This is a genomic window from uncultured Nostoc sp. (assembly GCF_964247315.1).
GTDB lineage: Bacteria > Cyanobacteriota > Cyanobacteriia > Cyanobacteriales > Nostocaceae > Nostoc.
Genome location: NZ_CAXTTT010000002.1, coordinates 126,897 through 151,473, shown reverse-complemented (window position 1 = coordinate 151,473; position 24,577 = coordinate 126,897). Strand labels below are relative to the sequence as shown.

15 protein-coding genes and 1 pseudogene are annotated in these 24,577 nt (G+C 42.5%); 7 read left to right on the top strand and 9 right to left on the bottom strand.

All coding sequences use genetic code 11. The features are described 5' to 3' along the window. On the top strand, positions 1 to 641 hold a 641-nt coding region (locus tag ACFE93_RS01545), incomplete at its 5' end, for an S-layer homology domain-containing protein (protein ID WP_375471699.1). A 208-nt stretch (positions 642 to 849) separates the two neighbouring features. Here ACFE93_RS01545 and ACFE93_RS01540 read toward each other — a convergent pair. Further along, positions 850 to 1,740 (bottom strand): SDR family oxidoreductase, encoded by an 891-nt coding sequence (locus ACFE93_RS01540; RefSeq protein ID WP_375471698.1) that lies wholly within the window; start codon positions 1,738 to 1,740, stop codon positions 850 to 852. A 126-nt stretch (positions 1,741 to 1,866) separates the two neighbouring features. Between ACFE93_RS01540 and ACFE93_RS01535 the strand changes: the two genes are divergently transcribed. The 4 genes from ACFE93_RS01535 (at position 1,867) to ACFE93_RS01520 (ending at position 8,250) form a co-directional block, all read left to right on the top strand. Further along, positions 1,867 to 2,838: an AraC family transcriptional regulator gene (locus ACFE93_RS01535; RefSeq protein WP_375471697.1), complete on the top strand. Its 972-nt coding sequence runs from the start codon at positions 1,867 to 1,869 to the stop codon at positions 2,836 to 2,838. 948 nt (positions 2,839 to 3,786) lie between these two features. After that, entirely contained in the window at positions 3,787 to 5,898 is a 2,112-nt protein-coding gene (locus ACFE93_RS01530; protein WP_375471696.1) for a TIGR00300 family protein, read from the top strand. A 34-nt stretch (positions 5,899 to 5,932) separates the two neighbouring features. Beyond that, positions 5,933 to 6,457, top strand: a complete 525-nt coding sequence (locus ACFE93_RS01525) for a DUF2085 domain-containing protein (protein WP_375471695.1) — start codon at positions 5,933 to 5,935, stop codon at positions 6,455 to 6,457. A gap of 515 nt (positions 6,458 to 6,972) precedes the next feature. Next, a complete protein-coding gene (locus tag ACFE93_RS01520) occupies positions 6,973 to 8,250 on the top strand; it encodes an FAD-dependent oxidoreductase (protein WP_375471694.1) in 1,278 nt (425 codons plus the stop codon). A gap of 85 nt (positions 8,251 to 8,335) precedes the next feature. Here the strand turns inward: ACFE93_RS01520 and ACFE93_RS01515 are convergent, their stop codons facing one another. The 8 genes from ACFE93_RS01515 to ACFE93_RS01480 all read right to left on the bottom strand — a co-directional run bounded on the left by ACFE93_RS01515 (position 8,336) and on the right by ACFE93_RS01480 (position 17,169). After that, complete coding sequence (locus ACFE93_RS01515; RefSeq protein ID WP_375471693.1) at positions 8,336 to 8,602, bottom strand: hypothetical protein; 267 nt, start codon at positions 8,600 to 8,602, stop codon at positions 8,336 to 8,338. Between the two features lie 87 nt (positions 8,603 to 8,689). Continuing rightward, positions 8,690 to 9,973 (bottom strand): glycosyltransferase, encoded by a 1,284-nt coding sequence (locus ACFE93_RS01510; RefSeq protein WP_375471692.1) that lies wholly within the window; start codon positions 9,971 to 9,973, stop codon positions 8,690 to 8,692. 411 nt (positions 9,974 to 10,384) lie between these two features. Then, on the bottom strand, positions 10,385 to 11,644 hold the full coding sequence (locus tag ACFE93_RS01505) for a glycosyltransferase (RefSeq protein WP_375471691.1): 1,260 nt from the start codon (positions 11,642 to 11,644) through the stop codon (positions 10,385 to 10,387). A gap of 129 nt (positions 11,645 to 11,773) precedes the next feature. Continuing rightward, on the bottom strand, positions 11,774 to 12,241 hold the full coding sequence (locus tag ACFE93_RS01500) for a DUF2141 domain-containing protein (protein WP_375471690.1): 468 nt from the start codon (positions 12,239 to 12,241) through the stop codon (positions 11,774 to 11,776). Positions 12,242 to 12,318: 77 nt separating this feature from the next. Then, positions 12,319 to 13,302, bottom strand: a complete 984-nt coding sequence (locus ACFE93_RS01495; RefSeq protein ID WP_375471689.1) for a glycosyltransferase family 2 protein — start codon at positions 13,300 to 13,302, stop codon at positions 12,319 to 12,321. Between the two features lie 193 nt (positions 13,303 to 13,495). Further along, complete coding sequence (locus ACFE93_RS01490) at positions 13,496 to 14,500, bottom strand: NAD-dependent epimerase/dehydratase family protein (protein WP_375471688.1); 1,005 nt, start codon at positions 14,498 to 14,500, stop codon at positions 13,496 to 13,498. Positions 14,501 to 14,707: 207 nt separating this feature from the next. Next, positions 14,708 to 15,886 carry an ABC transporter permease DevC gene (gene devC / locus ACFE93_RS01485; protein ID WP_375471687.1) on the bottom strand — a complete coding sequence of 393 codons (1,179 nt, stop codon included), beginning with the start codon at positions 15,884 to 15,886 and terminating at the stop codon, positions 14,708 to 14,710. 74 nt (positions 15,887 to 15,960) lie between these two features. Beyond that, a complete protein-coding gene (locus ACFE93_RS01480; RefSeq protein WP_375471686.1) occupies positions 15,961 to 17,169 on the bottom strand; it encodes an ABC exporter membrane fusion protein in 1,209 nt (402 codons plus the stop codon). Positions 17,170 to 18,502: 1,333 nt separating this feature from the next. On the opposite strand from ACFE93_RS01480, the pseudogene ACFE93_RS01475 reads away from it, so the two are divergent. Continuing rightward, a pseudogene (locus tag ACFE93_RS01475) lies at positions 18,503 to 18,741 on the top strand (hypothetical protein); the annotation flags it as partial. Between the two features lie 380 nt (positions 18,742 to 19,121). Continuing rightward, positions 19,122 to 24,560, top strand: a complete 5,439-nt coding sequence (locus ACFE93_RS01470; RefSeq protein ID WP_375471685.1) for a beta-ketoacyl synthase N-terminal-like domain-containing protein — start codon at positions 19,122 to 19,124, stop codon at positions 24,558 to 24,560. Positions 24,561 to 24,577: the final 17 nt, after the last annotated feature.

Genomic DNA, 24,577 nt, shown 5'->3' with positions numbered 1-24,577 from the left:
CTCCAACTCCAACTCCAACTCCAACTCCAACTCCAACTCCAACTCCAACTCCAACACCTACTATTGAATTAACCGATATTGCGAATCATTGGGCAGGTGGGTTTATTCGGGAATTAGTCAAATTAGGGATAGTTAATGGTTTTCCCGATCGCACATTTAAACCCGATGCGACAATGACACGGGCACAATACGCGGCATTACTGGTAAAAGCTTTCAATCCACCACCAAGCCGTGCAGCGATCAAATTCAAAGATGTACCAGCAGATTTCTGGGCATCCAAGGTAATTCAGCAGGCATATCAAGGTTTATTTCTCTCTGGTTTTCCCGACAATACCTTTAGTCCCAACAAAAATATCCAGCGCGTGCAAGTGATTGTCTCTTTGGTGAATGGACTGGGGTTATCTAGCGATGGTACGGCAACTATCAAAGTTTTCGATGACCAAGCTAAGATTCCTGAATATGCCAAGGATGAGGTAGCAAAAGCTATAGACAAGGAAATTATCGTCAATTACCCAAACCTGAAACAACTCAATCCTACCCGCGATGCTACACGTGCTGAGGTAGCAGCGATAGTGTATCAAGCTTTGGTAGATGCTGGTCGTGTAGCAGCGATCGATTCGTCTTATATAGTGACTGCTTGAGGGAGGCAGGGGGCAGGAGAAGCAAATTATTTATAGGACAATACAGTTCAGTTAAGCATTTCTTCCTTCTCTTCCTTTACGTTCTTCTCTACGAAACCCAACGTGTAGCTTGCTTTTCCGTAGGAGTATGCATTCTTTGCGTTAGCCTACGGCAGTTTTGTATCTACGTTAAAAAAATTGACTTTGCTCCCCGCGATGAAGGCCTTGCTCAGCCTCCGAAAGCGCTCGCGCGATCGAGATCAGCAATGAGTTTAGATTTCTGTATCGGCCTCCATCCCAGCCGTTGCTGCGTCAACGCGCTTGAAGCTGGACCGTCCATGCCAGCGAAGAAACCGAGCCAGCCAAAATGATCGGCTGCCTCCTCGGGGGACTTGGCGACGACCGGTATCTTCAAGCCCCGGCCGATTGCCTCTGCGATCTCTCGAACCGGCACACCCTCTTCGGCGACTGCATGATACCTCGCCCCGGCAGATCCCTTCTCAAGCGCCAGCCTGTAGAGGGGTACAACATCAAGCCGATGTACCGCAGGCCAGCGGTTGAGTCCGTTGCCGACATAAGCCGAGATACCCTTCTCGCGAGCGAGAGCGATCATATAGGTGACGAGGCCTTGCTTGTCCCGGTCATGCACCTGCGGCAGGCGCACCACCGACACGCGCACACCGCGCGCCGCGGCCGCCTCTGCCGTCTCTTCCGACACCCTGGGAGTCAGGCTAGAGCCGGAAGGAGGCACATCGTCCTCTGTGGTGAGGCGGCCTGGTGTGGGGGATATCCCGGAGGTGACAATCAAAGGGCGGTTCGAGTCCGCGAGCGCGTCGCCGAGTGCCTCGATAGCGCGCCTGTCAATTTCGCAGTTCTCTTTGAATTTCGAGAAGTCGTGGATAAACGCAGTGTGAATCACGCCATCCGATATCGCGGCTCCACTGTGCAGGCTTTCCAGGTCTTCAAGATCGCCTCGATGCACCTGAGCACCTGCGGCAATAAGAGGCTTGTCACCCACATCTGAGCGAGAAAGACCGAGCACCTGATGGCCCGCGTTAATCAGATCCTGAACAACAGCAGAACCGATAAAGCCGGTAGCACCTGTTACGAAAACACGCATCACAACTTCTCCTTGACTTCGTTTTCAGACTACACTCGCAGCCCACTAGGCTTAAGATAGGTGATTGAAAAGAGTTTGGCTATGCTATAAAGTCCGTATTACTTTCGCAATCGTCCGGGATAGTCTATGGATCCGCTTTCGGATGTGCTGTCGCTGCTGAAACTGCACAGTTATGGGTGCGGTGGCTTTGATGTCGGTGGAGACTTGTGCCTCCAGTTCCCCAAGCACGCAGGTATCAAATGCTATGCCGTTGTTTCCGGTCAAAGCTGGCTGTCGGTAGATGGCGTTCCCGACCCGGTGCAGCTGAAGGCGGGGGACTGCTTCCTGCTGCCGCGTGGGCGGCCCTTCCGCCTTGCGAGCGACCTGACCTTGCCGCCTGTTGACTTCTTCACGTTTCGTGCCTCAAAGAATGGGAGCATCGGCTCATTCAATGGCGGCGCAGTTTGCTTTCTTGTCTGTGGGCACTTCGCTCTGACCGGCAATCACGCCAGCATCTTGTTGGGGGTGCTGCCGCCGATTGTGCATCTCCAGAAAGAATCGGACAAGGCCGCGCTGCGCTGGTTTATCGAGCGGATGACAGAGGAACTGCGCGAGCCGCAACCAGGAGGCCTATTGATCGCACAGCACCTCGCCCAGATGATGCTGGTTCAGGCCCTGCGGCTGCATCTGGCGGAAGGGTTGAACGGTGGAGTTGGGTGGCTATTCGCTCTGGCGGATAAACAGATGAGCGCGGCGATCAACGCCATGCACGAAGAGCCGGGGTATCGCTGGACATTACAGGAACTGGCGGAGTGCGCCGGCATGTCGCGATCGACCTTTGCCCAGAAATTCAAAGAGAGGGTGGGTAAGTCACCGATGGAATACCTGACGCGCTGGCGGATGCTGGTGGCGGGGGACAAGCTGGTGAATTCGAGCGATCCGGTTTCTGTGATTTCACTGGCGCTCGGCTATGAATCCGAAGCAGCCTTCAGCACAGCCTTCAAGCGGATCATGGGTTGTTCGCCACGGCAATATAGCCGTGGTCGGTCTCTGGCTCTACCTTCCCATAGCGAGGAGAAATCTCCCCTCGCTAATCAGGTCGAACGTATCACACGTTGATACTGTACGTTCGCTCATTTTGTCAGGGTGAGAGGAATTAATGCCTTGAGGGGAAAGGAATATGGCGATAAGCAGTACTAAATACTTCCAACTAAAATAAATATCCCGTCGCTTTGGCAAGCAGGGGAAGCAGGGGGAGACAAAAAAGGCTTAACCCAACCGTATTGTGAGCTATGGTCAATTGAGTGTATTGTTATTGACATACATATATGACTTACGCGCACTCTACGAATTCTTCTCTGCGAGACGCTGCGCGTTGGCAAAGCCTCTCCAAGAGTTGGCGTCTTGAGGGTTCGACAAATTAAGCTGTTGGGCGATTTTTGCGTAAGTCCTAACATAATCACCTTCGCCCCGCAATTGAAGAGTTTTTTGCTCACCTAAACCCCACTGCTGCACTTAGACTTATGAGAGCTTTTGCTACCAAGAAGCCACGGGTGTTGATGAAAAGTTAAAAGCGAACGCTGGGAAAATAAACGTTCGCTTAACTATACCTACCGAACATGATGGTTAGTTGCTTGTTACTAGCATACTATAAACTGTGGATTTGAGAGCATTTGATACAGATTTCGGTGCTAATGCCGATGAATTTGATCTAGTTGCTTGTTACGGGTTTTGAGGCTGGAGGTAGGAGGCAGGAGGTAGAAACTATTTTTATCTGATGTTGAGTCTTGCATTTTGTACCTCATTTACTTGCAAACTGCTGTATTTACTATTTAGTGCTTTTAATGGTGTTTTTACTTGCCCCACTTTTTTGGAAACCCAGATTACAATTAGGCTTTCTTAATTTTGAATTTTGAATTGGTATTATTACCATAGAATTGATAGTTGAAGCCTTTGTAAAGTCTTCAACTATCAAAAGATAGAAGCTCTAGTAGCAGATACCTGTATAAAAACAAAAGTCTGTATTCAAAGTAAGCTTGTAGCATACAAAACGCTTGTAAGATTTTTATGACTTCCCGGATTCGCTTTTTAATGTGCCCTCCTGACCACTACGACGTGGACTATGTGATTAATCCTTGGATGGAAGGGAATATTCACAAATCATCGCGCGATCGCGCCGTGGAACAGTGGCAGGGACTACATCAAATCCTCAAAGAACACGCCATTATAGATTTAGTACCACCTGAAAAAGGTTGGCCTGATTTGGTTTTTACCGCCAATGCTGGCTTAGTTCTGGGCGATAATGTCGTCCTCAGTCGCTTTTTGCACAAAGAACGTCAGGGAGAGGAACCTTACTTCAAGCAATGGTTTGAGGCAAATGGTTATACAGTCAATGAACTTCCCAAAGATTTGCCCTTTGAGGGAGCAGGAGACGCACTGCTAGATCGGGAAGGACGCTGGTTATGGGCGGGATACGGTTTCCGCTCGGAATTAGATTCTCACCCTTATCTAGCTAAATGGCTGGATATTGAGGTGTTATCCCTGCGATTAATAGACGAACGTTTCTATCACCTAGATACCTGTTTTTGTCCCCTAGCAAATGGCTATTTGCTATACTATCCCGGCGCTTTTGATTCTTACTCCAACCGCTTAATTGAAATGCGAGTCGCACCAGAAAAGCGGATCGCAATTGAAGAGGCTGATGCAGTCAACTTCGCTTGTAATACGGTGAATGTGGATAGCATCGTCATCATGAACAAGGCGAGTGATGCTTTGAAAACTCGCCTTGCAGATGTAGGTTTCCAAGTGCTGGAAACACCTCTGACAGAATTTCTCAAAGCTGGTGGCGCGGCTAAATGCTTAACTCTGCGGGTGACAGAACCAGTTAGGGATGAAATTCATGCCAATGTCTCGGTAGAAAGCCGCGTCATTCGCATGGAAGGACATTTGCTAGATGCTGGCTTAATTAACCGTGCTTTGGATTTGATTATAGATGCTGGGGGAAGTTTTAAAGTCCTGAATTTCAACTTGGGAGAACAACGGCAAAGTACCTCAGCCGCCGAGGTAAGGGTATCAGCACCGTCCCATGAGGTGATGGAAGAAATCATCTCCCGGTTGATTGAATTGGGTGCAGTAGATTTACCCCATGATGAGCGAGATGCCAAACTAGAGCCAGTAATTCAAGATGGGGTTGCGCCCGATGATTTCTACGTCAGTACAATTTATCCCACGGAAGTGCGAATTAATGGTCAGTGGGTGAAGGTAGAAAATCAACGGATGGATGGCGCGATCGCCATTACTCAAACTCCCACAGGTTTAGTTGCTCGGTGTAAAATCCTTCGCGATTTAAAAGTTGGCGAACAGGTAATTGTAGATGTTTTAGGTATCCGCACTATCCGCAAAACTGAATCGCGAGAACTCCGCAGCACCCAAGAATTCAGCTTTATGTCGGCGGGAGTTTCCAGCGAACGGCGCGTGGAATTAGTCGTTGAGCAAGTGGCTTGGGAATTGCGTAAAATCCGCGATGCTGGTGGTAAAGTAGTTGTCACGGCTGGGCCTGTGGTAATTCACACTGGTGGCGGCGAACACCTGGCGCAACTGGTTCGGGAAGGATATGTACAGGCTCTGCTGGCTGGTAATGCGATCGCAGTTCACGACATTGAGCAAAATATCATGGGCACTTCTTTGGGTGTAGACATGAAGCGGGGTGTCGCCGTGCATGGTGGACACCGCCATCACCTGAAGGTAATTAATAGTATTCGCCGTTATGGCAGCATTCCGAAAGCTGTAGAGGCGGGAGCAATTAAAAGTGGCGTGATGTATGAATGCGTCCACAATAATATACCTTTTGTGCTTGCGGGATCGATTCGGGATGACGGGCCTTTGCCTGATACCCAAATGGATTTGATTCAAGCACAGGAGCAATATGCCAAACACCTAGAAGGTGCAGAGATGATTTTGATGCTGTCATCGATGCTGCACTCGATTGGCGTGGGAAATATGACCCCGGCAGGTGTGAAAATGGTATGTGTAGATATTAATCCAGCTGTGGTTACTAAGTTAAGCGATCGCGGTTCTGTAGAATCGGTGGGTGTGGTGACAGATGTGGGTTTGTTCCTCAGTCTGTTGATTCAGCAGTTGGATAAGTTAACAAGTCCTTATGTAAATAAGGTACGTTAAGAAAACGTAGAGGCAAAGGCGCAGACAAAGGGAAATGACAAGAGTAGCTTTCAGTAAAGAGTTGCAGATTAATTGGGTCAGTTTTATAGCTGATTTCTTGTTGGTAGGGATGGTTTTTGGCCCGCCTATCGCTCCCTTTTTGGCTGCGTCTGGAGTGTCTTTGCTTCCTGGAATTGCGGACATCATTTATTTCATGGGTAATCATGTCTGTCCGCAACCAGAGATGGGGTTAGATTTAGCACCACCGTTTATTATGGCTGTGTGTATGCGCTGCTACGGCACTGTCACGGGTTTGCTGATTACTCGTCTGTTGTATGGCGTAACTGGTGGTAAGGGATTTTACTGGTTAAGTCAGTATGGCGGGAGTGGTGTGGCGATCGCAACTGTACTGATGATGGCTTATCCTTTGGAATTGACAGCACAGATTTTTGGTTTGTGGAGTTTTAATAACTATCTGGTTACGCCTTTTGGGTTAATTACAGGTTTGGCGTGGGGATTGTTTACTATGCCTATTTTGCACGGGTGGCATAGTGCTAAAACTAGCTTGACCCAATTGTAGATTTTATCGCACAACTTTTTTATAGAGTGGATTAATTTTTGTCAGTCGATACAATGGCATTGTCAGTCGAAACAATCGCATTGTCAGTCGATACAATGGCATTGTAAGTAAAAACAATCGCATTGTCAGTCGATACAATGGCATTGTAAGTAAAAACAATCGCATTGTCAGTCGATACAATGGCATTGTAAGTAAAAACAATTGCATTGTCAGTCGATGCAATGGTATTGTCAGTTAAAACAATCGCATTGTAAGTCGATGCAATGGCATTGTCAGTTAAAACAATCGCATTGCAGCAGGTTGCCTTTAAATAGCACAGCGATGCAAATATTATTATCCCAACTGTTGAACTCTGGTTTTATTTTAATGCGATGTCTACGACAAGCTATGCCTACGCACTCTTTAACTAACAGCCTTAGTCAAACTCAAAGTAACTAATTAGCGATCGCTAGTATTTCTAGTATTTACAATATTAGAACGCTAATTCAGTAATCAACTCTCGAACTCACGTTTATATGAATATCGTAATTATTGGTGCGGGCCCGGCTGGCCTATTCTTAGCCCATCGATTACTCACCCTTAGCCGAAACCATACAGTACAACTATATGACTCTAACCAAAATCCTACTGATTTAAAAGATGCAGACAGTCGAGGATTCGGTTTGGGATTAGGCACAAAAGTACAGCAATGGTTGAACAGTATTGAAGGGTTACGAGAGAAGTTAGTCTCCCAAGGGGTAGAATTAAGTGCTGGCGGACTTATTTTAATTCCGCGTCGCGATCTGTGTGCTTTACTTGTACAGCTACTAACGCGTTATGGCAATCGAACCTCTGATGAAAGTTCACGGCTATCTGTAAATTTTAATGTTCCAGTCGTGGATGTCAATCTGGCGCGTCGTGAGGTCGTGATTGAGAGAGAGTCTGGTCATGAAACAGTAGTATATGATCTACTAGTGGGGGCAGACGGGATTAACTCGACCATCCGAAATGCCTTAATGCTTTCAAAACCAGACGAAATCGATTTTCAACAGCTGCAACGACCGCATCTGTGGAAAGTACTGCAACTCTCGATGCCGCCAGAACTACAACAATCTCCACCTCGTATCATTCGACTTCAAAAGCGAAATACTCAATTTGGGCTTGTTTTTGGTGGCGGCTTACCGCGAAAAGATGGCGATTTGACTGCACTGATTTTCTGGCAACCAGTAGGCAGCAGCGATCAGATTAATCCTTATGGAATTACAAACCCAGAGGAATTACAGCAGTTATTGCAGGAGATGTCCCCAAAAAACTTGCCAGCACTCAAACTTAATAAAGATCAAGCTGCGGCATTCCTGGCAGCCCAACCAGGGCATGAATACTGGAGTCAATGTCGCTACTATCATGACTTGCAAGGTCAGGTAGTATTGATTGGGGACGCTGCACACTCTATGTTTAGCCTTTTGGGACAAGGTTGCACCGCAGCGATTAAAGATGCAGTTGTCCTTGACTCATTGCTTAGGGAGCACGGCGATCAATTGTCGCTTGTGTTACCTCAGTTTTCTGCTCAACAAGTCGAAGAAGGTCATGCTGCTTCTGATCTTGGATTGATTGCATTAGTCTTTTACCACCGTTGGCTGGGGCTTCTCTACAAAGTCACCACGTTGCTATGGGTTGTTCTACTTAGACAACCAACCATCTTTGCTCGCCTCAATCAAGTGGATGCTAGCTATGTGCAAGTACTCCACGAAAATAGATTTTGGATCTGGCTTGCTAAGAAACTGCTTTCAAATCCACCCAAAGTGGCAAAATAAAGTTGTTTCAAGCAAAAATATAGAATTTGTTGATGAGAATTGGTTTTTAGATGTCGATTCTCCAATGCTTGAAATAAGTTGAACTTCATTCATGACTTGGATCGATTTCTGGACAAAATTCGTTGTGTCGTAAGATTCGGATCATCTTTCGCCCAGGATGTTTGAACAACACATCAAACTCACTATTGGGCATTCTCAAGTTTTCAGGAATGAGATAGGTTTGGATTGGTTCTGTTAGCACTAACCCATGCCCAGGAAATAGAATAATGGTAATTTCACCAGCACATAGACATCCTAAAACTCGTGCAGGGACACGCACATAAAAATACGAACTGTCTTCTTTATAGTGCATATCACGAGATTGTAAGCATCAGCTAGTAATATGCTATAACTATTTAGCGATCGCTAGTATTTACAGTACTAGCGATCGCCATATTTCTTATCGCTGTAGTTTTATACTAGTTGTACTTACCTCCACCTTCTGCGCTCCTTCAACGATTTGGTAAAGTTTGTGTTCAAATTTTTGCATACACGCTGACCAATCAAAGTCAAGTATGGAAGGGCGAGCGTTTCTAGTCATATCTGCTTTCAAACTGGGATTTTCCAGAATCGCAATTACCTTTTGGGCGAAATCTGTAGGATTGTTAGGTTGAGCAAGGAAACCGTTACGACCAGGAAATACCTGTTCTGAGGTTGACGGTGCAACAACAGCAACCAGAGGAGTTCCAGAGGCTAGCGCTTCGTTGTTTGTCGTGCAGAAGTTCTCGGTGACGGAGGGATTGACAAAAACATCTGCTCTAGCAAACCAACCCAGAAGTTCTGTACCGTGAGACTCACCCCATACAGTAATACCCGCTCCAAACTTTTTAGCACGCTGACGGATCTCTTCATCTAGCGGGCCACTACCAACAATCACCAGATGGACATCAGGAATTTTGGCAGCTATGACTGGAAAGATATCAAGTAATTGGTTGACATTCTTTTCGGGTGTGATGCGTCCAACAAACAACAGAGTTGGTCGGTTATCATTGGGAATTGGATCGTAACAGATGTTTCGCGGGTGAAATTTTTCGCAATCGATACCTTGATAAGCGACGTATTCAGCACGTTGGCATTTCAATTCTTCGTATTTAGTCAGTTGTTCTTTAGAAGAGAAGTAATTGAAGTCATAAGACTCACTAAATTGCTTGACTAAAACGGGAACGATCGGACGAACCAAACTGAAGAACCGATCTCCAAAATAATATTTGATATACGCAACGATATCTGTATGGAAGAGTGATATTATTGGCGTGCCTGTTCGTTTTGCGTATTGAGTGCCGATGGGGCGACCATAACCTTGCAAGAAAAATGAGTATAAACCTCTCATTTGCGCTGCTTCTTCAACCACGATAATGTCAGGCTTAAATTTCTCCAGCAACTTGGTATCGCTCCAATGTCGATAGTTCAACGGTTGAGGAAGAGACTTGTAGAATATCAGTGGTTCTGTAGGGAATGCGTAAGCAGAGAAATTGGAAAAAGATTGAATTTCCTCTAAACCGGGCATGGGGCGATCGCCTACATTTTTGGGGTAGCGCTCGTTGATTTGGGGATGGATTAGAAAAACCTCATGTCCCTGTTCTAGCAACCAACGAACTCGTTGGTGAACTGCAACGGAAACACCAGTTAAGAAAGGAGCGTATAACCCTGTAAACAGTGCAATGCGAAGTTTTTGCTTAGTCATAATAAAGGGGAATATTTCACAAAATTGCTGGTTGTTAACTTAGGATTTACGCAGCAAATGTTTGATGAACATCCTGATTATTTGGCTCAGAAATTCCCGTTAATACAGTTAGACTAAGGATTTACGCATTGTCAAATAGCCGAAATTGTCGATTTTGAAGCAGATGTTTATAAACCTGGATTGAAACTATCAAAACATCCAAAATGCTAAAGTCAAAATTCCCCTGAATACATTTGTCTAAACCCTTGCCATTAATGCAAATCCATTTTGGTATTCAACAAGTAAAAACGTATCTTTTGACAAGGGTTATAGCTAACATAGTTCTACTAAATATAAGATAATACAATTTGAAGACTAGGGAATGTTTAGTGTAATAACTTTCATGCCCTAGTTGAGATTTAGCGATTTAATTCAAAGAGAAACCTTGCTATTAATAGGCTGATCCAACCATTGATAAGGGCGATATTCCACCAAATGGATATTCCAAGGCCCTTTAACGCGATAGCTGACACCGCGCCAGGTGACTGTTGATGTCCACAGGGATGATAGCATCGCTAACCCATAAACCCACTGTGTCAACGGAATCGCAATTAACATTTTGATGATTGTAGCAGCTGATAATTTAGCGATCGCTTGGTTATTAGAGCGAACCATTCGCTGTATCTCTAATTCCAACACCAGCATTATCAAGAGTAATCCGACAGTGTAGACTCCATAGCAGACTAACAACAGAGCCGCAGCTTCCCATTTTGCCTCTAACAACGACTCTAGAACTAAAATAATCAGTAGAGTCGGAAACAAAATGCTAGAAACAGCTTCACTAACCAGAGCCAACCAACGGGGATGATACAGTCGAGAAAAAAGGATAAGGCGCTTGAGATAGTCTATTAAGTTGAATAAATCAGTCTCTTCACGATTGACTATTAGCAGCGAAGGCACAAATTTTACCTGAAAACCATGTTTTTTGAGGATATTGTGCATCATAAAATCTTCGCCTAAAGCTTGTCCCCATTTATCTAGCAGTTCTGTTTGGCGAAGTACTTCTGTTTTCACAGCCAAAGTTCCACCCCAAGGAATCTGGAAGATAAACATTTGCACTACTGTGGACACATTGCCAACGTACCGCACTAAAGAACCCCAATACCTGCCAGTAGGTACGTACCAACGATTGCCGGTTGTTGCGCCGACTTTCGCATCGCCTAAAGGACTAACTAATTCTCGCAGCCAATTCAAATGAACTATAGTATCAGCATCTACTAAAGCAACCACCTTATAAGAATCGTCTAAATCGCGAATAGCTTGGATTAAAGAACTGCATTTGAGACTACAATTGTTGCGTACTATTCTCAAAGGGCTGATTTGAACATTAGTCGCTTCTTGCTCAGTGATGGTTTCACTAGCAATTTTCCAAGCCGGATCTTCCTGACTATCAACGATTAATTTTAAATCATACTGTGGATAGTTTTGATTTAGGAGCGATCGCAAACATCTAGGCAAAAACGGATCGGCTCCGCGTAAGCAAAGAATTACTGCTGTTTTGGGTAACTGATCGTCTGGTAATAAGTTCTTTTTGGATGAGCGCAGATACCATATAAAGACAAGCGTGAAACACACCTGAATAACCAGCCAACCCATCAAAGACTTAGACAGAAATATTGCCAAATCTTCCATTAAATTTTTAGTCTCCGACAGAATGAGGGATTGGGCATTAAAAAGTAAAAAGTAAAAAGTAAAAGGGCAAAAGATTCTTTTCTATTTACTTTTGCCTTTTACCTTTTAACTTCCTCTCCCCAGTTGCCTTTACGAATCAAGCGAATATTTCATGATGATGTTAACTATTGTATTTTTGTTTACAACAAAACTGGCATCACGAAACTTTGGTGTACCTGTTTGTATAGACACAGTTGGATTTTTAGAAATTCCAAAACCTTCTTTGGGAATACCGAAAAAGTCTTTATTGAGTTTGCGATCGCCATTTTGATCGTCAACCACAGCGACAGCATAAGTTCCAGGTTTCAAACCGGAGAATTTTTTTGTTACAGAACTGCCATTAATCTTAGCGCAGCCACTTTGAGCTTCACTAGTACTACTCATTGGAAATCCTTTTTCATTTGCATAAACTCGAAAGCAAATCTCACCTTTTTGGTGATGTATCCCATTTACGACAACGTTAAGTGTTGCAGTCGGCTCTGCATTCGCTGTTTTAGCAAAACTGATGCTTACTAAAGTAGCAAGCAAAATATGAGATAGTTGAGATAGTTTCAGCATAGTTTTGTGTCAAAATAAGTGATTTCGGGGTTGATAGAAAGCTGCATTAGTCAGCTTTTATTTGCGAACTGATTCTTTCAAAGAATGACTTGATCTTCTTTAATGAATGCTGGTTTCCAACCTTTCCAAAGTCTTTGCAACGCCATTAGCAAATCTTTCAGCAAAAGATGTTCTGTTCCTTTTAACTGCTGATATAAACTTATATGACAACACAGCCGCTCATATAAACTCAGGGGACAACACCAGATGGAGAGTATATACTCCCAAATCATTCTCCAATGTGGCAATAAGATTTTTCCTTTCTTTGCTGAATCAAACCACACTGTATATGCATAAAAATCAGGCAGCATACTCAAGAATGATTTTTGATTTTTATTTGTTAACAACAAATAATTGGGAAAAAACATACTCATTGATTGTTGCGGATGACTTCTGAAAAAAAACAGGTATTCAGGAATTTCATAAAACCTACCGAGAATACCAAGTCTTAACAAGAGAATTCCATCTGCATTACCATAACCACCCATAGGCGGTATCTTTTTCAAAGCACTAGCACGAATTACCCCATAACATTGATAACATAAGTGCTTAGTCAGTAATTCGTGAAAACGCTCGTGTGGTTTTAGTGCATCTGCCTTGACTTTGATATCGTAATTTTGAAGAAAATTCCCCTGTTCATCAATGAAATATGCCTGGGAGTGACACAAGATTATAGTAGGATCTTGGTCAAGTACGTCAACACACTTCTTGATAAAATCTGGAGAATGTAGATCGTCATAGGCTGCCCATTTAAAATACTCACCCGAAGACAGTTTCAAGACGCGATCAAAGTTACCAGCACAACCGATGTTTTTGTCATTGCGGTAGTAACAAATACGCTGGTCTTGCTCGGCATAAGCTCTACAGATTTCCTCAGTTTTATCTGTAGATGCATTATCTGAAATAATTAGTTCAAAATCTTCAAAGGTCTGAGCCAAAAGTGAATCTATGGCTTCTTTGATAAATTTTTCACCATTGTATACAGGTAATCCGATGCTCAATCGTGGCTGATTGCTACTCATAGAAAACAAGTATTCGGAAAATCTGTGGATTATTTTTTGCTTAATCGTAGTTAGGTAGACGCAACGTAAAAAGTCAGAATTTAGTAGGTTAGGTGGAGAAATGAAACCCAATGTTATCAAGGTTTTGTTAGATTTCACTGTCGCTCAATCCAACCTAATATTCTAATTTTTATAACTCCCTAATCCCAAAGAACTATTTCATCAAGCTTTGAATATCTGTTTTTTGCAGCCATTCATGTGTTTGCTGCATACCTAATTCTAGGTCAACTGCTGGTTTGTAATTTAACAGATTTTGGGCTTTGGCGATGGAACAAGCGTAAGGACGAGTCATAAAATCTATAGACTCTGGTAGAATATCAACTTTTTTCCGAAAAAGTTTTTGTCCTTGAACGCGTAGCTTTAGAAACAATTTGATTTCATCTTTTGATAATGAAAGGGGTGCTTGTAAATCTTCCATTGCTGCTAAACGCATAAAATACTCTTTCCACGAAGTTTCTTGTCCATCAGTGATATTAAATATTTCACCGTAAATTTCTTTTTCTATTGCGAGAAAGATGCCATCAATCAGGTTATCTATATATACATGATTGATTACTCCTTTAGCATCATTAGCGCAAGCAAATAATTTTTGTCGCATCATCAGAATTGGTCTGACTATCCAGGAAATACTTTCTGGCCCGTAAACATCTCCGGCTCGAATAATGATGATGCCAAAATCTGGAGGATTATTCAGTTCTAAGACTGCTGTTTCAGCTTCTATTTTAGTTTGACAGTAGGGATTATTTTCGCCAGAAAGTGGCCCAGATTCTGTAACACCATCAGGATAATTAAAACCATAAACCATTACACTAGATAGATGCACAAATGTTTTGACACCAGCCTGTTTAGCGGCTTTAGCCATATTAATAGTACCGCCAACATTCACATCACGAAAATGCTTAATTGCACCAGCTTCTTCGGCAATTTGCTCTGTATGTAAAACGATATCTATTCCCTGACAAGCCTTTTGAGCAATAATAGAATCGGTGATACTACCAATAATTACCTCTACACCTAAATTCTGTAATTGTTTGTTCTGTGCTGTAGAACTTTGTAGTCCGCGAACCTTCATCCCTTGCGCTATGGCTAACTCGGCTGTACGCAAACCGACAAATTCATTAATCCCAGTAATTAGGAGAGTTTTGTCTTTGAGGTTCATAAAATCGAAATTATTGTTAAATAGGTGAATTTTAGTTTTTAGATAAAAGACTTGAAGTAACACAAAATTGGAGTTTTGGTAAATACTTGAAATCTAAAATCTAAAATTGGTATAAGAAGAAATTTCCTGTAGAGAGGCTGCACTAATACTTAGCTATCAGTCTAGATTCTGGCAAAATAAATTGATTATTTTACTGCTAGTAATCATTTAGAAAATATCTCCCGGATCTGCGGAGCGGAGTTTGTTGATAGCAAGCGCTCCTGATGTTATACACATTAAAACTGTTGAAGTTAAAACAATTACCGCATTATTAGTGGTCATAATTATTGGCAGCTTAGTTGCTTCTGCTGCAAAACTATATAACAAGACAGAAGTAAGAAATCCTGGGATATAACCTAAGATTGCCAAAATCAAAGCTTGCTGAAATACGACATTTAGCAAATAGCTATTGGCATAACCTATGGCTTTTAATGTGGCGTAAGCAACGAACTGTGTAGCAATATTGCTGTAAAGAATTTGATAAACAATAACTACACCAACAACCGCAGCCATTGTTAACATCAAGTTAAGAATAAAACCAATGGGTGTTCTGACAGCCCAATATTTTTTTTCAAAATCAATGAAGCCTTGACGGGTAAAAACTTGGACATCATTAGGCAAACTTGCTTGTAAACTTTTCAGTACTATTTCTGCATTAGTACCAGGTTTGAGGGAAATCAAACCAATATCTATCATATCTGCTGGACGAGTATTAGGATTTATCCTCAAGAAAGTTGAGTCACTAACAAGTAAATTACCATCTACCCCAAAGGAAGGCCCTAACGTGAATAAGCCACCAATTCTCACTCTATAACCAATTAATGAATTGAAAGGAAATATTTCAATTGTCTGTGCAGTATCTCCCGCATTAAATTTTTCAGCTATTGGGCCAAACTCTGGGCGAGAACCCCGATCAAAAAGCATAACATCGGGAGTTTTGAGTTTATCTAAATTTTTCTCAACTTCTGGGATGTTCATCACAGGTTTACCTGGATCGAAACCAATAACATATATTGAATATTTCTCACTAGTTGCTGGATTTTTTAGTTTGGCAAATTGCAAATACATGGGGCTAACCGACTCTACACCATCAAACCCCAGAGATTGGTATAAACGAGTCCGCGAAAAACTTTGATTTGAGGTCAAAGATTTATATTGCGAACTAACTAAAAATAAATCTCCTTTGAGATTCTGATGGACTGCGGTTGCACTGGAATATAGGGCATCTTGAAAACCAAGTTGCACAAACATTAGCAGCACAATAAAACCAATACCGGCTACAGCTACTAATAAACGAACTTTTTGCTGGGCTAGCTGTAGCCATGCTAAAGGGATTTTGAAAATCATGGATTTATTTATTATTTGTCATTTGTCATTTGTCATTTGTCATTGATCATTTGTGAATGACATATACCCTATGACTAAATATGAATGGCGACATCCACTTGTAAGTTAGTTAAACGAGCGACCTTTTTACTATCTGCAGGATTATCGATGGAGATTTTTACTTCAACTATTCTGCGGTCTGTATCTGAACCAGGGTTTAGGCTAAAGATGTTTTGCTTGTCAACTTGCCAACCAACCTCTTTTACAGTTCCTTTTATTGTTCCAGTAAATGCAGTGCTGTTAATGGTGGCTTTTTGTCCTACACGCACTTTTTGAATATCGGTTTGATACACCTCTGCAATCACATACATTTGAGATGTTTTACCGATTTCAGCAAATCCTCTGCTGGTGCTAATCACTTCTCCGGTTTTGGCGTGAATTTTCAAAATTTTGCCATTTATGGGAGATTTGATGTAACTTAAATCCAAGTCGGCTTTTGCTTGTTGAACAGAAGTTGTTGCACTGTTAACTTCAGTTTGTGCTACCTGAACATCTACACTACGCACTTCACTAATACTGGTGAGTTGCGCTTGTGCTTGCTTGCGTTGTTCTTGGTATATGTCTTGAGTCCGCTTGAGGGTGGCTTGAGCTTCTGTTAGTTGTTGTTGTGTAGTCTTTAGTTGCAAAGCTTTGGTATCTGCTACAGAAGCCGCGATCGCACCTCGTTTATATAATTGCTGATAGCGATCGTTCTCAGCTTGAGCGTTGTCTACTTCCGCCTGGATGCGGTCGATTGTCGCCTGTTGTGTAGCAACGTCCCCTTTATATTGTGGCTCTAAACGGGCGATCGCAGCCTTTTGAGCATCGACATCTCCGGTTTTAGCTCCAGATTTCACCTGCGCTAGTTTAGCTTTGGCAACTTGTAGTTGGTCTATAGCCTGTTGTAATGCGGTTCTAGAACGACCATAATTTTCAAGATAGGCCAATAATTGCCCTGCTTTAACCGCATCGCCTTCTTTTACCAAGAGTCTATCTACTCGCACCCCATTATTAGAAGCAGGAGCAGTCAAAGTAGTAATTTCGCCTTCTGGCTCTAAACGTCCCAAGGCTGTCACGGCAACTTTCACAGGCGTGGCAGCTTTGGGAGGGTTTACTGGCGCTGTCACAACTTTCGCTTTAGACCAATAGGGTGTCAAACTATAGAAAGCGATTAATCCAGCCGCTAAAGTGAGAGAAGCTGCTAAAATTACTTGCGATCGGCCTACGGGTTTTGTGAATAATCGACTTTCTTTATTTACTGCCATATTTTCATTCCAATTCTGTTTTTTAGGGAATATCCTGGTTATATTTAGTCGATTAGAATAGACTCATCCGCAAATTACCAAGAGGGCTTTTCCTCTGGGTTTTCTACCTTAAATTAAGTGGATGGGTCTAAATTGGTTTTATATGAATTGTTGTACGCTTTTACCGCCCAAACTTACTATTGTGGCGTGAAAATTAATGGCGTGTTACTTCAAAGCTTCCTAAGTTATATCCTATTTTGTCATTTAATCCCGTAGCGTAAAATACAATAGCGCTAGTCAGAAAACTTAACTTTTAAGAATAACGAAGCGCTAATAAAAATGAGTTAAAAATCTGGATAAACTTGTTATTAAGTATGGACTAAAAATTGATTATTGTCAACTAATTTAATTTGTCTAAGTCTTGATTCTCTCACTAAAATATTTCATCACAGTAAGATTAGGTGCTGAAAAAATATAGCGATCGCTAATCTGTTGTCTAGCAATTGAATACATATAAATAGTTCATGATTAAGCAGATTTGATATTACTAACAGATTATTACGATCGAGGTTGTGTAATATAAGACATTCTTATAGCGATTTCTAGTAGGGGTAATTGATGAATTGCCCTTACTTAAGCTATTAGCCCTGTAAGGGACTTGCAAAGCGGGTTCGTTGGTAGATGAGATGCAAAATCTGAGCTTTGTTTTGGTTTACTTTTACTGAAGATTCATTTAACCCATATTATGTTTATCAAGCAACATATTAAAAATTAATATTTGCTTTATAAATAACCACTTTGTTTCTTAACTTGACTTATATTAAAAAATAACCAAAAACTTTGACTCAATTATGATGCTTTTCTGAGAAATAATACTTGTAGTTATTGAATTTATCTATGTATTCATTGAATTGTTACTTACTAGACAACAGATTTGTAGTGTTAACCTAATCAAGAGAATATTTATGTTTAACCCGTAGATATGAAAATTCCTCCCATATTTATATAGTCATGAATTATACTTTTATGCTGAATTTTATTCAAAGGTTATATCAGTAAGAGTATATGGTTATTTATAAAATAACTTTAAAGGAATGATTTAGTTTCTGTAAAGTATGTTAGTGTTTTTATTAATTCAATGCTTTAAAGTGGTTATACAAACTAGTTATTTAATTGATATTTTTAAATTAAAAGTAACTAAAGATAACTGCGTTGTCATTACCTAGCGATCGTTTAATTACTTTTTGAACTTGCATAAACTCGGATTAAAGGTGGTGTCTTTTCTGTAACGAACTTGTCAACTTTACTGGGTCAAATACCATAAAATATATTATCCCGGACGTTGAAACTAGCTATGACATTAATTGAGACACAGAACATTGTTATTAACACTAGCTCTGTCACTGTGTTTAGGCTAGATAATCAAACGGGTTTGGGTGAAAAAACGTTTCTGTTTCCTTAGCTACTCAGTTTTCCTCGCTCCAGTAGGATACCATTGCTGAAAATCTCTACTATTACAAATGGATTGAATTCACTGGTCAAGCAGCTATTACACTCCAAGACTATTTTAGCAGTTTTAACAACGTCATCGACCGTGCCAATTTTAGATTTTGGATTTTGATTTTTTTGCTTCATCCTCCACTTATTGTGGGTAAAACAAATCTAAAAGATGCTCGTAACTACGCCCGATTACTCACTAACGCAAATCTAAAATCCAAACAAAATTGGTTCACCTATTGCCACAATATCAAGAGTCTAACGTTGTATAACATTTTTTCGCGATCGCAGTGTGCCAAAATCGCCTATAAATCTAAGGCTTTCTCAGGGCAGTATGTGTCGTGTGGTGTCGATTTGGAGAAAAGCATTTAGCACAGATAGGATAGCTAGCTGCTTTACAAGATGAGAGATTTTCATTATTTAGTAGGCAACAGAAATTACTGTAGCTACACAATCCACAGTACTAACTATGCCCTATGTCTGCTTATTCAATTGATACTGCCTTAGCGGAGTTAGAGAGCCTTATCAATAATTGTGAAAAGGCTGTAATGAAGTCTATTGAGGAAAAAAACATGAAATCGGACAAATCAGATAAATCAGTGTCAATCAACAAAATTAACAGACAATTACAACACAATCCTATCGCCATTGTTGGGATGGCTTCTCTATTGCCTCAAGCCAGGAATTTGCGAGAATACTGGCAAAATATAGTAAACAAAATTGACTGTATTACTGATGTTCCTGCTACCCACTGGAGCGTCGAAGATTATTACGATCCAAATCCCAGAACTACTGAAGATAAAACCTACTGTAAAAGAGGTGGGTTTCTTCCAGAGGTTGATTTTAATCCGATGGAATTCGGCATTCCACCCAGCATTTTGGAAGTTACAGATGTATCGCAACTATTAAGTTTAGTGGTTGCGAAAGAGGCGATGGAAGATGCAGGCTATGGCGAGAAACGTGAGTTTAGCCGCGAAACTGTTGGCGTAATCTTAGGCGTGGCTATGGCCAAGCAATTAGGAATGCCACTTTCTGCAAGATTGGAATATCCGATTTGGGAAAAAGCACTCAAAAGCAGTGGTTTATCTGACGAAGATACGCAAAAAATTGTCGAGAAAATCAAAAGCGCCTATGTGAAATGGGATGAGAACGCTTTCCCTGGAATGTTAGCTAACGTAGTCGCGGGTAGAATTGCCAATCGCCTGAATTTTGGTGGGATGAATTGCGTAGTTGATGCCGCTTGCGCTAGTTCCTTTGGTGCTTTAAAAATGGCGATTAGTGAGCTAGTCGAGCATCGTTCTGATATGATGCTGACTGGTGGAGTTGATACCGATAACACCATCATGGCTTACATCTCGTTTAGCAAAACACCGGCTGTCTCTCCTAGTGAAAATGTCAAACCTTTCGATGCTAAATCTGATGGGATGATGCTGGGTGAAGGTATCGGGATGATTGTTCTCAAACGGTTGGAAGATGCTGAACGGGACAACGATAAAATTTATGCCGTAATTAAAGGTATTGGTACTTCCAGTGATGGGCGTTACAAGAGCATTTATGCTCCCCGCAAAGAAGGTCAAGTTAAAGCCTTAGAACGTGCTTATGAAGATGCCGGCTTTTCTCCTGCGACTGTTGGTTTGATGGAAGCACATGGTACCGGTACAATGGCTGGAGATCCGACAGAATTCGGTTCTTTAAAAGACTTCTTTGATGGACATGATGACAAAAAGCAGCACATTGCTTTGGGTAGTGTGAAATCACAAATCGGACACACAAAAGCGGCTGCGGGTGCGGCGAGTTTGATTAAAACTGCTTTGGCTTTACATCACAAAGTATTACCGCCCACAATTAACATTACCGAGCCAAACCCCAAACTCAACATTAAAAATTCATCCTTTTATTTGAATACCGAAACCAGACCTTGGATTCGTCCAGAAGGGGAAGCACCCAGACGCGCAGGTGTAAGTTCCTTTGGCTTTGGCGGAACAAATTATCACGTTGTTTTGGAAGAATATGAAGCCGACCAAAACCACGCTTACCGCTTACATAGTGATGCTAGTGAAGTGCTGCTGTTTGCTCCGACGGTAGAGCAATTGTTGAGCAAATCGGAAGAGATTTTAGGTAAGTTGCGATTGCCAGAAGCACCTTCATACTACGCGCAATTAGTCAATGAGTGCAAATCGCCACAAATTCCTCTTTCTGCTCCCCGATTTGGGTTTGTCGCTGAGAATCTCGAAGAAGCTTGCAAGTTGCTGCAAACTAGCATTGACTGGCTGAAACTCAAAGGTTCAGCAGCATCTTGGGAGCATCCCCAAGGGATTTATTATCGCGCCTCTGGTATGGAGTTGGGCGGAAAAGTTGTCTCTCTATTTTCTGGTCAAGGTTCGCAATACTTGGAGATGGGCCGGGAACTGGTAATGAATTTCCCTTTGATGCGCCGTCTTCATGGTTATATGGATAGCCTGTTGCTCAAAGATAATTTGCAGCCGTTGTCAGAAATCGTTTTCCCTCATCCTGTGTTTGGAGAGGTAGAAAAAAATGTCCAAATTGCTGCCTTACAACGCACAGAATATGCTCAACCAGCCATCGGGGTATTGAGTGCAGGGATGTACAGCATCCTGCAACAAGCTGGGTTCAAGTCAGATTTTGTGGCAGGACATAGTTTTGGTGAACTCACAGCGCTATGGGCTGCGGGGGTTTTGAGTACCGAAGATTACTTGTTCTTAGTGAAAGCTAGGGGTCAAGCAATGGCGGCTCCCGAAGATCCGGATCATGATGCGGGTAGTATGCTGGCTGTCAAAGAAGACATTAACAAAGTCGAAGCAGTAATCAGACATTTTCCGCAAGTTGCGATCGCTAATCAAAATTCTCCAACTCAATTTGTTTTGGCTGGCCCCACCGCAGAAATAGTCAGAGTCAGAGAGGCTTTACACGAGAAAGGATATACAGCTGTATTGCTACCTGTTTCAGCAGCGTTCCATACACCGTTAATCGCCTTTGCTCAGAAATCCTTTGCGATCGCTACTAAGTCTGTCAAATTCCAAAGTCCCAAAATCCCTGTTTACAGCAACGTCACCAGTAAGCAGTATCCCAAAGAACCCCAAGGTATTCAAAAAATCCTGGAAACGCACCTTTCTAATTCGGTGCTGTTTAAACAGGAAATTGAAAATATCTATGCGGCGGGTGGTACTTGCTTTGTGGAATTTGGGCCGAGGAGAATTCTTAGCAACTTGGTGAAAGAAATCCTTGGCGATCGCCCTCATATTACCGTATCTTTAAACCCCAGCACTCAAAAGAATAGCGATCGCTCCTTACGAGAAGCAGTTGTGCAGTTGCGTGTGATTGGTTTGGCTTTGAATAACCTCGATCCTTACCAACTTCCCCAAACTATCCCCCCAATTGAGACGAAGAAGACATTAAATGTCCGTTTAAACGGGATAAACTACAGATCCGAAAAAACGAAAAATGCCTTCGCTCTAGCTTTGCAGGATGGGCATAAAGTCACATTACCCACTCCCGAATATCCTGATGCGGCTCCTTTGTTTAGCAGCCCAGGTGTGACTCCAACTCTCGCTGCGATCGAGACTAACGGACATAAAAAATCCACCCCAGCAATGAACGGTGTGACTTCTAATATCATCACCCAAACAGAGCAACAAATGAATCCTGTTACCCTGTCACAACCAGCCCAGGAATCTAAGATGCAACCAACGCCAGAAAAACTTACAAATTACGAACAACTTTTAGCAAGTTTAGAATACCTCCTGACACAGTTTCAGGAAAATCAAGCTGAGAATTTACAAGTTCACGGTACTTATCTCAACCATCAAATGGAATACGCTAAAGCGTTTTTCCAACTGATGCAGCAGCAGAATTCTTTGTTGAGTGAAAGTAAATCAACAGCCGAAACTGCCAAAATGAAGCTAGTTGTCATGGAAAGCTTAGAGCGCAGCATGATGCAGTTTCACTCTCAACAAGGTGAAACCCTACGCATCCATGAGCAATATCTTCAAGAACAGTTGGAATATACCAAAAACTTTTTCCAACTCATACAGCAAGAATATTCTCAAATCATCTCTGGTGATGGAGCAACCCAACTAACAGAGAAACTAAGCAATTTCGCTCCGTTCACAATAGAAACAACTGTTACTGATGCACCAGTACCTCCTACTACCAAGATAGTAGAAAGCCAGCCTTTGCCTGTAACTGAGCCTATAGCTAAAAATGGCTTAAATGTTACCCAACAACCTCTGCCGCCTGCTGTAGAACCTGTAGTTGCAACTTCCTACTCCTCAGAGACACGATCAATCGCGTCTCTACTTCCCACTCCCCACTTCCCCACAGTCGAGACAGTAGAGCCTGTAGTCGCGCCACCTGTCCCAGTAGTAGAACCTCAAGCCGAGGTTGTAGTCAAAATTAGCTCACCTCCAGTCAATGAAGTTGTTGCATTCACCCCAGAACCAGCACCCACAACTGCTGCACCTGTATCTGGCGCAACCATCGATATTGTTGACTTGGATAAAAACCTCTTAGCCATCACCAGCGATAAGACCGGCTACCCAGTCGAGATGCTGGAAATGGACATGGACATGGAGGCTGATTTAGGAATTGACTCCATCAAACGGGTGGAAATCTTAGGGGCGCTACAAGAAATGTACCCCAACTTACCTAAGCCCAATTTAGAAGAACTAGCAGAAAAACGCACCATCGGTCAAGTTGTAGAGTATCTGCAATCCCACGCTTCCAAAAGTATTACTGTAGAAATTGCAGTTCACGAAGTACAACAAGCAACCGAGATTCTAGTAGAGACTGCACCAGTAGTTGAGGTAGTAACTTCACCAGAACCAAGCCTAGTTGTCGCATTCACCCCAGAACCAGAAGCCGTTACAAGTGATGAATTTGCAAACTTAGGTGAAACCCTGTTAGCCATCACCAGTGATAAGACCGGCTATCCAGTTGAGATGCTGGAATTGGAAATGGACATGGAAGCCGACTTAGGGATTGACTCCATCAAACGGGTAGAAATCTTAGGGGCGATGCAAGAAATGTACCCCAACTTACCCAAACCTAATATCGAAGAACTCGGAGACCTCCGCACCATCGGTCAAATAGTCGATTACCTACAGCAGTTAGCTGGAGGCGAAAAAAAAAAATCTGAGCCTGAGTTTGTCCAACAACAGCCACCAGAATTAGAGCATAATATCCAGCGCCATCCTGTCAAACTCAAAAGCCTACCACAGCCAGATTATTTGGATTTCACGTTACCAGAGGGACACATCGCTTTAATCACTGATGATGGTTCCCTCACCACTTATAAATTAACTGAATCCCTAATCGAGAAAGGCTGGAAAGTAGTAGTTATCAGCTTTCCCCAATCGCTGATCGCCCAACAAGCGCCCTTACCTACAGGAGTAACCCGCGTTACCTTAGGAAACTTGAGTGAAGAACATCTCCAACAACAATTGCAAGCGATCGCATCTCACTGTGGCGCGATTGGGGTCTTCATCCATCTCCATCCAATGTTTGTAGCAAATCACACCGGGACAATTCCCTATCACGAACAAGAAAAGGCGATCGTCAAGCATGTATTTTTGATGGCGAAACACCTCAAACCTTCCCTAAACGAAACTGCGCGTCATGGACGTAGTTGTTTCTGCACAGTAGCTCACCTCGATGGAGCCTTTGGGTTAGAGTACAAAGTTAACTTTGGTGCGATCGGTGCTGGTTTATTCGGATTAACCAAAACTCTGAGATGGGAATGGCCAAAAGTATTTACTCGTGCGATCGACCTAAGTCCTAGAATTGATGCCAAACAATCAGTACAAAACATCATCGCCGAACTTCACGACCCCAACCTTTATATAAGTGAAGTTGGCTACGGCTCACTAGGACGAGTCACTTTAATTGCTGAAGGTTAATCACTTCATCTCTTCTC

Excerpts from the sequence above, each read along its gene's own strand:
- ACFE93_RS01540 (WP_375471698.1), bottom strand. The coding sequence starts at position 1,740 with ATGCGTGTTTTCGTAACAGGTGCTACCGGCTTTATCGGTTCTGCTGTT.
- ACFE93_RS01535 (WP_375471697.1), top strand. The coding sequence starts at position 1,867 with ATGGATCCGCTTTCGGATGTGCTGTCGCTGCTGAAACTGCACAGTTAT.
- ACFE93_RS01530 (WP_375471696.1), top strand. The coding sequence starts at position 3,787 with ATGACTTCCCGGATTCGCTTTTTAATGTGCCCTCCTGACCACTACGAC.
- ACFE93_RS01525 (WP_375471695.1), top strand. The coding sequence starts at position 5,933 with ATGACAAGAGTAGCTTTCAGTAAAGAGTTGCAGATTAATTGGGTCAGT.
- ACFE93_RS01520 (WP_375471694.1), top strand. The coding sequence starts at position 6,973 with ATGAATATCGTAATTATTGGTGCGGGCCCGGCTGGCCTATTCTTAGCC.
- ACFE93_RS01515 (WP_375471693.1), bottom strand. The coding sequence starts at position 8,602 with ATGCACTATAAAGAAGACAGTTCGTATTTTTATGTGCGTGTCCCTGCA.
- ACFE93_RS01510 (WP_375471692.1), bottom strand. The coding sequence starts at position 9,973 with ATGACTAAGCAAAAACTTCGCATTGCACTGTTTACAGGGTTATACGCT.
- ACFE93_RS01505 (WP_375471691.1), bottom strand. The coding sequence starts at position 11,644 with ATGGAAGATTTGGCAATATTTCTGTCTAAGTCTTTGATGGGTTGGCTG.
- ACFE93_RS01500 (WP_375471690.1), bottom strand. The coding sequence starts at position 12,241 with ATGCTGAAACTATCTCAACTATCTCATATTTTGCTTGCTACTTTAGTA.
- ACFE93_RS01495 (WP_375471689.1), bottom strand. The coding sequence starts at position 13,302 with ATGAGTAGCAATCAGCCACGATTGAGCATCGGATTACCTGTATACAAT.
- ACFE93_RS01490 (WP_375471688.1), bottom strand. The coding sequence starts at position 14,500 with ATGAACCTCAAAGACAAAACTCTCCTAATTACTGGGATTAATGAATTT.
- devC (WP_375471687.1), bottom strand. The coding sequence starts at position 15,886 with ATGATTTTCAAAATCCCTTTAGCATGGCTACAGCTAGCCCAGCAAAAA.
- ACFE93_RS01480 (WP_375471686.1), bottom strand. The coding sequence starts at position 17,169 with ATGGCAGTAAATAAAGAAAGTCGATTATTCACAAAACCCGTAGGCCGA.
- ACFE93_RS01470 (WP_375471685.1), top strand. The coding sequence starts at position 19,122 with ATGTCTGCTTATTCAATTGATACTGCCTTAGCGGAGTTAGAGAGCCTT.